This is a genomic window from Bacillus cereus group sp. BfR-BA-01430 (assembly GCF_022663115.1).
GTDB lineage: Bacteria > Bacillota > Bacilli > Bacillales > Bacillaceae_G > Bacillus_A > Bacillus_A cereus_BD.
The window spans coordinates 1-12,867 of sequence record NZ_JAKUEW010000012.1 but is presented as its reverse complement, the minus strand read 5'-3'; the positions used below and the strand labels follow the sequence as shown (position 1 = coordinate 12,867).

Here is a 12,867-nt window from a genome sequence, read left to right as displayed (position 1 = left end):
CATAGGATGGTAGTTATGTGTGGAGAAAAGTGGCAGAACTTTTAAGGGGAGATGGTCATCGTGTATATACTCCTACATTAACGGGGCTTGGAGAACGAACACATCTTATGCAACCTAGTATAGGATTAAATACATATATTTAAGATATTGTTAATGCCATTCGATATGAGGGGTTAAAAGATGTAATTTTAGTGGGACATAGTTATTCTGGTATGGTGATTACAGGTGTGGCAGAAGTAATTCCAAAATTTATTAAGAAAATGGTATATGTGGATGCCATGATGCCGGAAGACGGTGATTCTGTCATGGACATTTCTGGGCCAAAAATGGCTGCACACTTTATAGAAGAAGTAAAAGTATACGGAGAAGGATGGCGTGTTCTACCTAGAAATACATTAGATGAAAGAAAATCAGCTATGTCATTGTTGGCTTTTACACAAGCAGTTGAAATAAAAAATCCTATTGTTCAACATATACCTCATATATATGTTGAAGTACAGGATAATCCAGAATATTGGCCAATGACACCTATCTTCTTAGCATCAGCAAAAAAAGCAAGAGATAGAAAATGGAATGTTTTTTCTATTGAAGCTGGTGGACATTGGGTAATGGAAACAAATCCAGAGGCGTTAGTTCATATATTGAATAAGTGTGTAGAATGAGTTTACTTTCTATGGCAGAAGGGAAATGAAAGTAGGGGATAGATTTGGGTACTTCCAGCATATAATATCACCCTATGTTTCATGCCGGAGTTATGTATTCTTGGAATTGTTGGAAATTGGGAATTTCGGGCAGGAGAAATACTGGCTATCATTATTGTTGTGAATCGAACTCTAATGTTATTTGGAAGAAAAAACAATTAATTATATAGTATACTGTAAAAATAGTGAAAATATTCGAATGTATGTGTGATAAGGAGAGGAATTGTATAAATTGGTCTATATTCAAAGATTCTAAATTTTTCTTGTGGTTCAGCTTGGCTCTTTTTTTACATGCAGTAGGAGTTACTCTCGTAGCGTTAAGTTACAGTACTTGGGTAATATTTGTAATAGCAGCAAGTGTGGTAACATTCTTTCTGGTTCAAAGAGCAGATGACTTATATAAAAGTCGCATGGAATAACGTGATGCCTTTATACGTATAACCATCCCGTCAATATGGAACAATAAAACATAAATACATCCATATTGATTGTGAGGGATAGAGATGCGTATGAATGAAAAAGGACATTCTGTTACAAATGGTGCAAATCAATTATTTAATGTGAGTTTCCATGATTTTATTTCAAAAGAACAAACGAATACTGGGATGGAGCTTGCTTCTGAGTTTGGAATTTCCCTTCAAGATGTAAGACGTTTAAAGAAGCAGTTGGAACGCTCCTAGAGCACTTGACAATCGTTCTTAACAAACGTATAGTAATTTTATATTTACATATGAAAAGAACCGTTGATAGAGAAGAGTAAATGAGACACACATGGAAAGAGAAGAAATGTCTTAGGCTGAAAGCATTTCTACATGATGACTGATTGAATGACACTCTGGAGGTTTTAACTTGAAAGGCGTATGCTTAGTAGGGTTGAACGCAAACTTTAAGCGTTATTAAAAAAGTGGAAGCATACGTTGCTTCAATTAGGGTGGCACCACGGGTATTATACTCTCGTCCCTACTGGATAATCAGTAGAGTCGAGAGTTTTTTTATTTTTATTAAGATTAAAATAATTTGAGGAGGAACTGAATATGTCTATTCAAATCCCACGCGGAACGCAAGATATTCTTCCAGGTAGTGTAGAATTATGGCAATATATCGAAGGACAAGCGCGCGAAATTTGCCGTCGTTACAATTATAAAGAAATTCGTACACCAATTTTTGAACATACAGAGCTGTTTTTACGAGGCGTTGGTGATACAACAGATATCGTTCAAAAAGAAATGTACACATTCCAAGATCGTGGAGAGCGCAGTTTAACACTTCGTCCAGAAGGTACTGCACCTGTTGTACGTTCTTATGTTGAAAATAAAATGTTCGGTGATGCAACACAGCCAACGAAATTATACTATATCGGTCAAATGTTCCGTTATGAAAGACCGCAGGCAGGTCGCTATCGTCAATTCGTCCAATTTGGTATTGAAGCAATCGGTAGTAATGATCCTGCAATTGATGCCGAAGTCATTGCACTTGCAGTAGAATTTTACCGTGGTATGGGCTTAAAAAATATTAAAGTTGTATTAAATAGCTTAGGAGATCCAGCGAGCCGTCAAGCGCACCGTGAAGCATTAATCGCTCACTTTAAACCGCGCATTGGTGAGTTTTGTTCCGATTGCCAATCTCGTTTAGAGAAAAATCCACTTCGTATTTTAGACTGTAAGAAAGATCGCGATCATGAATTAATGAATGCAGCACCATCTATTACAGATTATTTAAACGAAGAATCAACGGCATATTATGAAAAGGTTCAAGAACTATTAACAATGATGGGTGTTCCATTTGAAAAAGATCCAAACTTAGTGCGTGGTTTAGATTACTATCAACACACTGTTTTTGAAATTATGAGTGAAGCGGAAGGCTTTGGTGCCATTACAACATTAAGTGGTGGTGGACGTTATAATGGACTTGTTCAAGAAATCGGTGGTCCAGAAATGCCTGGTATCGGTTTTGCGATGAGTATTGAACGTTTAATTATGGCACTAAAGGCTGAAAATATCGAGTTGCCAATTGAAAATACAATCGACTGTTACGTTGTTGCACTTGGTGATAAGGCGAAGGATCATGCTGCAAAAGTTGCTTTTGACCTTCGTAAATCTGGTCTATCAGTTGAAAAAGATTATTTAAATCGTAAAATGAAAGCACAATTTAAATCAGCGGATCGTCTAAATGCGAAATATGTAGCGGTATTAGGTGAAGATGAGCTAGATAAAGGTGTTATTAATTTAAAAGATATGGCGACAGGCGAGCAAGAAGAAGTAGCATTAGATGTATTTGCTTCATACGTAGCAGAGAAATTAATATAGGGGGAGCTTACAATGGCTGAAAGAACACATGCATGTGGAAGAGTAACTGTAGAAGCAATTGGACAAACGGTTCAATTAAAAGGTTGGGTGCAAAAACGCCGCGATTTAGGTGGACTAATCTTTATCGACTTACGTGACCGTACAGGTATTGTACAAGTTGTCTTTAGTCCAGAAACATCAAAAGAAGCATTAGAAGTGGCAGAAACAATTCGCGGTGAATACGTATTACATGTAGAAGGTACAGTTGTTGAGCGCGGAGCTGGTGCAATTAATGAAAATATGGCAACTGGCCACATTGAAGTGCAAGCGACAAAAGTAACGGTCTTAAATGCAGCGAAAACAACGCCGATTATTATTGCAGATGATACAGATGCATCAGAAGATATTCGTTTAAAATATCGTTATTTAGATTTACGTCGTCCTGTTATGTACAATACGTTCAAAATGCGTCACGACGTAACGAAAACAATTCGTAATTTCTTAGATACAGAAGAGTTTTTAGAAGTGGAAACACCAATTTTAACAAAGAGTACACCAGAAGGTGCCCGAGACTATTTAGTACCAAGTCGTGTGCATGACGGTGAGTTTTATGCATTACCTCAATCTCCGCAACTATTTAAACAGCTTCTTATGGTCGGTGGATTTGAGCGCTACTATCAAGTAGCACGTTGTTTCCGTGATGAAGATTTACGTGCGGATCGTCAACCAGAATTTACGCAAATCGATATCGAAGCTTCCTTCTTAACACAAGAAGAAATCTTAGACATGATGGAACGCATGATGACGAAAGTGATGAAGGATGTAAAAGGGATAGAAATTAGCGTACCATTCCCTCGTATGACATATGCTGATGCGATGGCTCGTTATGGCTCTGATAAACCAGATACACGCTTTGAAATGGAATTAACGGATTTATCTGATTTTGCAGCGAACTGCGGTTTTAAAGTGTTTACAGGTGCTGTAGAAAATGGCGGACAAGTAAAAGCGATTAATGCAAAAAGTGCAGCGAGCAAGTATTCTCGTAAAGATATCGATGCATTAACTGAATTTGTAAAAGTATACGGTGCAAAAGGTTTAGCTTGGTTAAAAGTGGAAGAAGATGGCTTAAAAGGACCGATTGCGAAGTTCTTTAATGAAGAAGAAGCAAATGTAATAATGACTACATTAGAAGCTTCTGCGGGCGATTTATTATTATTCGTAGCTGATAAGAAAAGCGTTGTGGCAGATAGCTTAGGTGCACTTCGTTTACGCTTAGGTAAAGAGCTTGAACAAATTGACGAAAATAAATTCAATTTCTTATGGGTAACAGATTGGCCGCTTCTTGAATATGATGAAGAGGCAAATCGTTATTTTGCAGCGCACCATCCATTTACAATGCCGTTCCGTGAAGATGTTGAGCTATTAGAAACAGCGCCAGAAAAAGCGCGTGCACAAGCGTATGACCTTGTATTAAATGGTTATGAACTTGGTGGTGGATCCCTTCGTATTTACGAGCGTGATGTACAAGAAAAAATGTTCAAAGCGCTTGGATTCACACAAGAGGAGGCGCAAGAGCAGTTCGGTTTCTTATTAGAGGCATTTGAATATGGTACACCACCACATGGCGGAATCGCATTAGGTTTAGACCGTCTAGTGATGTTACTTGCTGGTCGTACAAACCTTCGCGATACAATCGCATTCCCAAAAACAGCAAGTGCAAGCTGTTTATTAACGGATGCGCCAAGTCCCGTTGCTGGAGCGCAGCTTGAAGAGTTACATTTGAAATTGAATGTAAAAGAATAGAAATAAGAATGAAGCTAGATGGGGTATACTAACTCCATCTAGCTTTTTTAGAGAAGTAAAATTTTGATAGTGGTCGTATGTTTGTTAGATGGCCAGTCTATTTCAATATGTATTTTTAAAGATTGTGTAACTTTTTCTATACAAATAGTCGGAAAAACGCTAGAATACTTCATGGTAGACCATTTTTGTAATAGGAGTGTAGAGCTGAATGTTACATCAATTTTCACGAAATGAATTAGCCTTTGGAAAAGAAGGGCTTGAAATATTAAAAAATAGTACAGTCGGTATTTTAGGGATTGGCGGCGTAGGGTCATTTGCAGCTGAAGCGTTAGCTCGCTCTGGTGTAGGACGTCTTGTATTAGTAGATAAAGACGTTGTTGATATTACAAACGTAAACCGTCAAATTCATGCATTAGTTTCTACTGTAGGACGTTCAAAGGTAGAACTAATGAAAGAGCGCATCGCTGATATTAATCCAGATTGTGAAGTTATCGCATTAGAAATGTTTTATACAGAAGAAACGTATGAAGATTTCTTTCAATATGGATTAGATTTTGTCGTGGATGCTTCCGATACGATTACGTACAAGATTCATTTAATTAAGCAATGTTTACGTCGTAAAATTAAGATAATCTCTAGTATGGGTGCGGCGAATAAAATGGATCCAACTCGTTTCCGTATCGCAGATATTTCAAAAACGCATACGGATCCAATTGCGAAAGTCATTCGTACGAAACTTCGTAAAGAAGGGATTAAAAAAGGTGTGAAAGTTGTATTTTCTGATGAAAATCCAATTGTCATTCGTGAGGAAGTACGTAAAGAGATTGTTCCAGATGAAAATGCAAAAATTCGTAAAGCGAAATTACCACCTTCTTCTAACGCATTCGTACCATCTGTAGCGGGTCTAATTATGGCTAGTCACGTTGTGCGTGAACGCATCAAAAATGTCGAAGTGAAGCGTGTAGGGCAAGATTAAAGAGAAACAAGTATTAAAAAGCATAAATATGATTTTTGTTTTAGCAAACAAGAAAGACTCCCCACCTTATAGTAAATGGCGGGGAGTCTTTTAATTTTCGGCTGAATATATAATATCTAAATCTCCATTTTGGTCCGTTTGAAAAATAGGGGCGATTTGTTCTTTTTGTTGATCTTTTGAAACGAGATGATGTGCTCGATCCATAATTCTTACAAGCATGGCGTAATCTTCCTCAATTGTTTGTTGTTGCTTTGTTAGAGCAGCTAATTTTGTTTCAAGTTCATCATTTATTTTTTGTAAAGAAGCAAGCTTTGTTTGCAATGTTTCATTTTCATTTTGTAACTTTGTAAGTGAAGGATGATATTGTTCTATATTTTGTAAAAATGAAATGACATCTTGCATTGTAAGAGAATGTAAGTTGCTTGTAATGTCCTCTGAATGTTTGGTATCCATTACAAGTTGTTTTGCTTCTTTTGTTTTGAGATATTGTTCTTTTTCTATTCTAGCTTCCGAACGTTTTAATTCTTTTCTTTGTTTTTTTGCAAGTTGTATGGCCTCTTCATAATTTTGTCGAACTTCTGCATTCCACCTAAATCCGCAAGCTGCGGACGTTCGGTTTAACTTATCTCCAACTTCATCAAATGCTCTCAGCTGTGTACTTCCGCTACGAATATGTCGTAATACGGTTTCTGCTAACAGGAAATCATCTTCTTTCGTCCATGCATCTTGGCGCGTTTTCATAAGTGAAACCTCCATCATGATGTCGTTTTCGCTTAGATTACCCTTTTCGTTTGCTTTTATACTAGTTTGTATATTTCGCTATTTACTTACACCTCTTGTACATAATATTTGTATTACGTTTTATACTATTAAATTAATATAAGGGTGGCACGTGTAATACTTCTAATCATTCATAGATGTATCTTGAACTGTTTTCACTTATATTAATGACTATTTTTATTCGCTTTATATTATAGTGAAGTGTTTTCGATATTTTCCAGGGGTTTTGTTAGTGAACTTTTTAAAAACTTTAGTAAAGTAGCTTTGGTCACTAAATTTGAGCCAAGCACAAATGTCAGATAAAGAATAATCCGTTAAAGTTAGTAATTTTTTTGCTTCTTCTACTCGCTCGCGTTGGATATATTCATTTAATGAGATTCCGACTTCTTCTTTGAATAATATAGATAAGTAATTTGGATTCATATTGACCATGTTAGCAAGCTGCTGAACGGATATTTTTTGGTAAATATTTTTAAAAATATAGTTTTGACAAGTGGTGATAACTTTTGAATGGTGCTGTGTTTTATGTTCCTTTACACGATCTGCAAACGTGCATAGAGCAACCTTTAGCAATTTATCAATTTCTTTTATATCTTTTGATTTTTCGATATTTTGTATATACATCTTACCAAGTGTGCGTGCAATCCCAGAAGGAAGACCACCCTTTATCGCATATTTAGCAATAAGTGTGATGGAAGAAATTCCTATATTTTTTTGGTATCGCAATTGATTAAGTGAAGATACGGATTTAATTATTCCTTGTGAATATGCATCATAATATTTGAGGCATGCTTCTTTATCCCCATCTTTAACACCCTCAAGTAACCGTTGTTCTAATGAAAAATTAAAATTGATAGATTCAGTCGTTTTTTGCATTGAGATATATAAATCTTTGTTAAAGATATTTGTATTTATCTCATCAATTGATTTGCTCTTATTTAAAAAGGTATTTGTATCTAATCTCTTTTTATAGATTAAGTTATAACATAAGCATGCTATATTCACTAGGAACCATTTATCTTTGACTGGTAATGAAAGAAAATAGTTCTTTAGTTTTTTGGGACTTGTAGAGAAATGTAAGTCTTTTAACATGCTGTCAATTCTCTCCTCTGAAAAATTTATATGCGTTGCAGGGCCAATAATAACCGTGCCATTAACTATATAATCGTTTCTTATGTGAATTAAAATAAAATGCTCTAGATATTGAGTGGTTCTGAAGATAGGAACATTATATGGATCACCTATCTGATAAAGTGTATGTAATTCTTCCTCCTTTGAGGTATAGAGAGGGTTCGAAAGATCTTTTGATGTAAATTTGCGAAGAATATTTTTGTTAGTATCTAAAAAACAAACTGGGATTTTGAAAGATTGAAAAAATACATTGCAAGTGTATTCTATATCGACTAGATTGATTGATTTAGTCATTTTCTTTTCCTCCTTACAGTTGTATGTACTAGATGCGCAATGACGATTGCTTATTTGTTCATAAAGCATTGTAAATGTCATTACATGTAACAAAAAGGTATTTTTTAGTGAAAAATACCAAACTTCTAAGAATAATACCATAATTTCTCAAAAATAGCACATATTATTTAATAGGTAAGTAACAGCTGTTGAAGGTAGCATAAAAGCTGAGAACTATCATATTTGTTTCATAGTTGTTGATGTGATCTGCCAAGAAAATTATTTAGATTTGAAGAGTATATGATCTCACAAATGAAAAAAGGAGAGATGTTAATGGATAATTTTCGAAGGAATGAATTGAGATGATAACGCAAGGAACAAAAAGATACATGAAATGGCGTTTGTTTTTTACAATAATTCACAAAAATGTATGGATATATTTATATGGAAAATGAAGATTACTGACGAATCTGATTTGGGTATCCATTACAGCGATGGTATAGGCAGAAAATATAATAGTAGAAAATACGAAGAGTAACTGGGGAATTGTAAACATTGGGGATGTTGGAACAACTATGTTTTATGTTATCCGTTCAATACTGGTGCTTGTAGTAATATTGTTGTTTTTTGTAAGAAAAATAGCAGTAAATAGATTTTAAAAATGATAGAAGTAGCGAAGGGGAAAAGAGAAATGAAAAAATTATTGAGTATGATTTTAGTCTTTGTACTAATGTTTTCTGCATTGCCTAGCTTATTTGCAAATGCAGCTTCAAAAACAAAAGGTTCTTTAACAATTCATAAGTATGAACAAGAGAAAGACAAAATAGCAGGGGCTGAAGGGGATGGTTCTGCGAATCAGGATGTGCCGAAAGATGCCAAGCCATTAAAAGGTGTAACGTTTGAGGTGAAACAAGTTGCATCATTTGAGAAAATTTCGAGTGACGGAAAGATTGTGAAAGAAGCAGTGAAACCTGTAGAGACTGCAACTCCGGTTAAAGTAACAACGAATGAAAAAGGAGAAGCGGTTTTAAAAGAGCTTCCATTAGGACGTTATGAAGTGAAAGAAGTAGCAGGGCCTCCGCATGTTAACTTAAACCCAAATACGTATACAGTCGATGTTCCGCTGACAAATAAAGATGGAAATGTATTAAACTATGATGTTCATATGTATCCAAAGAATGAAATTAAGCGCGGTGCAGTAGAATTAACGAAGAAAGGTGCAGGAAATAAAGCACTAGCACATGTAGAATTCTCTTTATTTAAAGAAGATGGAACAGAATTTCAAAAGGGCTTGGTAACAGATGAAAATGGTTATATACGCGTACAAGGTTTAGAGTATGGAAGATACTATTTTCAAGAAACAAAAGCATCAGAAGGATATATGAATGATCCAACAAAATATGAGTTTTTAATTGCAAACTCTGGAACAATTAATGAAGATGGAACAATTACTTCCGGTGAAGTAGTAAAAGTAGTAGTGAAAAACTATGAAGAGCCAACAATTGACAAAAAGATTAATGGAAACTTAGAAGCTTTACCAATTAACCCACTAACAGATTACAATTATGATATTAAAACATTAATTCCAGAAGATATTAAAGAGTATAAACAGTACGTTGTAACAGACGTGTTAGACAATCGTTTAGTGATTCAAGGTAAGCCAGTTGTGAAAATCGATGGAAAAGAAGTAGATGCAAATGTTGTAGAAGTAGTTGTAGAAGGGCAAAAAGTGACAGCTACTGTGAAAGACTTTGCAATGTTAGATAAGAAAAAAGAATTTCATTTACAAATTAAATCGCAAATAAAAGAAGGTGTACAAGCTGGGACGGAAATTCTGAATAAAGCGGCCATTGAGTTTACGAACAAGAACGATGTGACGGGCGATAAGGAATCTAAACCAGTAATTGTTGTTCCGACAACTGGAACGATTGAGTTAACAAAAATTGATGGTGCTAATAGTAAGAAATTACAAGGTGCTGAGTTTGAATTAAGAGATAAAGATGGAAAGGTGGTCATTGTAGAAGGGAGAGAAGTAAAAGGTGTATCAAATAAAAATGGTATCATTATATGGAGTAACCTTCCGTATGGAGACTACCAAATTGTTGAAACGAAAGCACCAACATATACAAAAGAAGATGGTACAACAGGTTCTTATCAATTATTAAAGGAACCAATCGATGTGACTGTTAATGAAAATAAACAATCGATTAAATTAACTGTGGAAAATAATAAAAGCGGCTGGATTCTTCCGGCAACAGGAGGTATGGGCACAGCTATTTTTACTATACTAGGTCTTGTGCTAATGGCTGTGGCAGCATTTGCTTTCTTTAGAAAAAAATCTGCAAATAATTAAGTTTTTAGAGAGGTTTGACCACGTAATGTAAAAAGAGGAGAAGCGATTTGCTTTCCTCTTTTCGACATTTCAGTACGTATAGAGGGGAGAACTATGAAGCGAAATATTGTTTTTGGAGGTTTTTTTTTATTAGGACTTAGCATTTTCCTATATCCTACTATTAGTAATTGGTTGGCGACGAGGGCACATTATTCTGAGATTAACTCTTATGATAAGAAAATAAAATCATTGCAAAAGAAAGAAATTAAACGTAGGGAAATGGAAGCGGCTGAGTATAACAAACAAGTTCAAAACTCTACGCAAACATTTTCAGATCCGTTTGCTGAAGAACAAAAAAGTAATCAAAAATCGTACGCAGATGCTTTAAATTTGGGCGATGTAATGGGATATATTGAAATACCTAAAATCGATGAAAAATTGCCAATCTATCAAGGAACTTCTGAGGAAGTATTAAGCCGTGGGGTAGGTCATTTAGATAGATCTTCGCTCCCAGTAGGTGGGAAAAGTACGCACACTGTTTTAACGGGGCATCGTGGTTTACCGTCCGCAAAGTTATTTACAGATTTAGATAAGTTAGTTGAAGGAGATTTTTTCTATATTTATTCCTTAAATAATGTTCTTGCTTATGAAGTAGATCAAATAAAAGTAGTGTTACCACATGAAACGGATGATTTACTAATTGCAGAAAATCAAGATTATACAACGTTAGTTACATGTACGCCGTATGGATCAAATACACATAGATTGCTTATTCGAGGTGAGCGTGTAGATTATAATCAAAAAGAAAAAGAACGGCAAGAAATGACTAATGGGAAATGGTTTGATAAGTGGATAATCATTGTTCCAATCATACTGTTATGTACATTTCTATTCGCAATTTATAAGAGAAAAACAAGTAGATAAAACATAATCTTGTCTATATGCTCAATTTACAAAATTTTAGAAAAGAATAATGTGAAGGTGGAGACAGGGAAATTGAGACCACAATTGAAGAAGATAAGTATTCATTTTATGGTTCTTTTACTTACATGTGTGAATTTTGTAATATATTTACCGAAAGAAGTACATGCATCTACAGTAGAATTAAAAGGGTTAGGTAATATCTCTCATTATAATGCAGTTGTTTTTGGTGATCATAGTGCGATAGGTGGAGATATTGAGGGAGCGATAGCAATTCAAGGTGATATGGATGCATCAGGTTATACCGTTGTAGGTGCTGCAACTGGAGGGTTTAACATAATTGGTGAAAGATGGATTGACGAAGGATATCCATCCTTGTTATTGTCGGGGAAAATGAAAAAATCTAGAGAAGAATCTTTCATAGTTCAACATGGAATCGTTGTAATGACAAAAGAGGCTGATTTAAAGAATATATTACAATCTTATGATCGTATTGTTCATAAAGAAAAATCAGAAATTGATGCGAAATTTAATGAGTTTCGTAATATAGTTAATCAGGTCAATAGGGACGCAAGTCAATACAAAACAAATAATCCGGTACCAAAAATGAGTTATGGTATTGGGGAAGATATGAAGAATCCAAATATATATGTTTCATCAGAAATGACAGGGAAATCAAGTTTAGAGGTAAGAGATGTATATTTACCGAATGCTGACAATAAAGATTTTATTGTTATGTATTCTGATGCAACAGAGATTGCTTTTAAAAACGGGTCAATATTGTATGACACAAACAATGTTGGGACAGCTACCGATGTAGTACAGACTTCACAACCTTATAATCCTCATTCGACGTTTAATAAGCTGTATGAGAAAGTTATTTGGGCATTTCCTAATGCTAAAAAGATTACAACAGATGGTTATGGTGTCGTCGGAAGTGTATTTGCTCCAAATGCTGTGCTAGAAGCGAAAGGTGGTTCTATCAATGGACAAATATTTGTGGGTGAACTACATCAAAGAGGTGGGTTTGAAGGGCATAACTTTCAATTAAACTGGAAGAACTGGAACAAGCCTGGAACAGGAAAAGTGAAAATAAAGAAAGTCGATACGGAAAATATCGATAAGATGTTGGCGGGTGCAAAGTTTAATCTTGTAGATGGGAACGAAAAAGTAGTAGAAAAATTAGAGACGGATGAAAAAGGGGAGGCAATATCAAAAGATTTACCGATAGGTGAATACAAAATTGTTGAAACAGAAGCGCCAACGGGTTATGAATTATCAAAAGATAAAGTAACGGTAACAGTAAAGCAAAAAGAGACAGTAGAAATGATAGTGAAAAATAAAAAAGCTCCCGATCCAGTAGGTAGAATTAAACTGAAGAAAGTTGATACAGACAATGTAGATAAAACATTGGCAGGAGCGAAGTTTAATCTTGTAGACGGAAATGAAAAAGTAGTAGAAAAATTAGAGACGGATGAAAAAGGGGAAGCAATATCAAAAGATTTACCGATAGGTGAATACAAAATCGTTGAAATAGAAGCGCCAGCGGGCTACGAATTATCAAAAGATAAAGTAACGGTAACAGTAAAGCAAAAAGAGACAGTAGAAATGATAGTGAAAAATAAAAAAGCTCCCGATCCAGTAGGTAGAATTAAACTGAAGAAA

9 protein-coding genes, 1 pseudogene and 1 other annotated feature are annotated in these 12,867 nt (G+C 35.1%); of the genes and pseudogenes, 8 read left to right on the top strand and 2 right to left on the bottom strand.

All coding sequences use genetic code 11. The features are described 5' to 3' along the window. Positions 1–17: 17 nt before the first annotated feature. The 5 genes and pseudogenes from MR058_RS17590 to MR058_RS17570 all read left to right on the top strand — a co-directional run bounded on the left by MR058_RS17590 (position 18) and on the right by MR058_RS17570 (position 5,765). Positions 18–662, top strand: a pseudogene (locus MR058_RS17590) (alpha/beta fold hydrolase). A gap of 542 nt (positions 663–1,204) precedes the next feature. After that, on the top strand, positions 1,205–1,381 hold the full coding sequence (locus MR058_RS17585) for a hypothetical protein (protein ID WP_012095581.1): 177 nt from the start codon (positions 1,205–1,207) through the stop codon (positions 1,379–1,381). 54 nt (positions 1,382–1,435) lie between these two features. Then, positions 1,436–1,666: a binding site (T-box leader), on the top strand. 69 nt (positions 1,667–1,735) lie between these two features. Further along, positions 1,736–3,007, top strand: coding sequence for a histidine--tRNA ligase (gene hisS / locus MR058_RS17580; protein WP_242145195.1), 1,272 nt, complete (start codon positions 1,736–1,738; stop codon positions 3,005–3,007). A 12-nt stretch (positions 3,008–3,019) separates the two neighbouring features. Then, positions 3,020–4,789, top strand: a complete 1,770-nt coding sequence (gene aspS / locus MR058_RS17575; RefSeq protein WP_242145194.1) for an aspartate--tRNA ligase — start codon at positions 3,020–3,022, stop codon at positions 4,787–4,789. A gap of 208 nt (positions 4,790–4,997) precedes the next feature. Further along, positions 4,998–5,765, top strand: a complete 768-nt coding sequence (locus MR058_RS17570) for a tRNA threonylcarbamoyladenosine dehydratase (RefSeq protein ID WP_242145192.1) — start codon at positions 4,998–5,000, stop codon at positions 5,763–5,765. Between the two features lie 90 nt (positions 5,766–5,855). Here the strand turns inward: MR058_RS17570 and MR058_RS17565 are convergent, their stop codons facing one another. Both MR058_RS17565 and MR058_RS17560 read right to left on the bottom strand, forming a co-directional pair. Then, positions 5,856–6,506 (bottom strand): RsfA family transcriptional regulator, encoded by a 651-nt coding sequence (locus MR058_RS17565; protein ID WP_242145191.1) that lies wholly within the window; start codon positions 6,504–6,506, stop codon positions 5,856–5,858. 225 nt (positions 6,507–6,731) lie between these two features. Continuing rightward, positions 6,732–7,970 carry a helix-turn-helix domain-containing protein gene (locus MR058_RS17560; RefSeq protein ID WP_242145190.1) on the bottom strand — a complete coding sequence of 413 codons (1,239 nt, stop codon included), beginning with the start codon at positions 7,968–7,970 and terminating at the stop codon, positions 6,732–6,734. A 670-nt stretch (positions 7,971–8,640) separates the two neighbouring features. Here MR058_RS17560 and MR058_RS17555 point away from each other — a divergent pair. The 3 genes from MR058_RS17555 to MR058_RS17545 all read left to right on the top strand — a co-directional run. Beyond that, entirely contained in the window at positions 8,641–10,302 is a 1,662-nt protein-coding gene (locus MR058_RS17555) for a SpaH/EbpB family LPXTG-anchored major pilin (protein WP_242145189.1), read from the top strand. Positions 10,303–10,395: 93 nt separating this feature from the next. Next, entirely contained in the window at positions 10,396–11,205 is an 810-nt protein-coding gene (locus MR058_RS17550) for a class C sortase (RefSeq protein WP_242145188.1), read from the top strand. A gap of 72 nt (positions 11,206–11,277) precedes the next feature. After that, the coding region (locus tag MR058_RS17545) for a SpaA isopeptide-forming pilin-related protein (protein WP_242145187.1) at positions 11,278–12,867 on the top strand (1,590 nt) is incomplete at its 3' end.

Excerpts from the sequence above, each read along its gene's own strand:
- MR058_RS17585 (WP_012095581.1), top strand. The coding sequence starts at position 1,205 with ATGCGTATGAATGAAAAAGGACATTCTGTTACAAATGGTGCAAATCAA.
- hisS (WP_242145195.1), top strand. The coding sequence starts at position 1,736 with ATGTCTATTCAAATCCCACGCGGAACGCAAGATATTCTTCCAGGTAGT.
- aspS (WP_242145194.1), top strand. The coding sequence starts at position 3,020 with ATGGCTGAAAGAACACATGCATGTGGAAGAGTAACTGTAGAAGCAATT.
- MR058_RS17570 (WP_242145192.1), top strand. The coding sequence starts at position 4,998 with ATGTTACATCAATTTTCACGAAATGAATTAGCCTTTGGAAAAGAAGGG.
- MR058_RS17565 (WP_242145191.1), bottom strand. The coding sequence starts at position 6,506 with ATGAAAACGCGCCAAGATGCATGGACGAAAGAAGATGATTTCCTGTTA.
- MR058_RS17560 (WP_242145190.1), bottom strand. The coding sequence starts at position 7,970 with ATGACTAAATCAATCAATCTAGTCGATATAGAATACACTTGCAATGTA.
- MR058_RS17555 (WP_242145189.1), top strand. The coding sequence starts at position 8,641 with ATGAAAAAATTATTGAGTATGATTTTAGTCTTTGTACTAATGTTTTCT.
- MR058_RS17550 (WP_242145188.1), top strand. The coding sequence starts at position 10,396 with ATGAAGCGAAATATTGTTTTTGGAGGTTTTTTTTTATTAGGACTTAGC.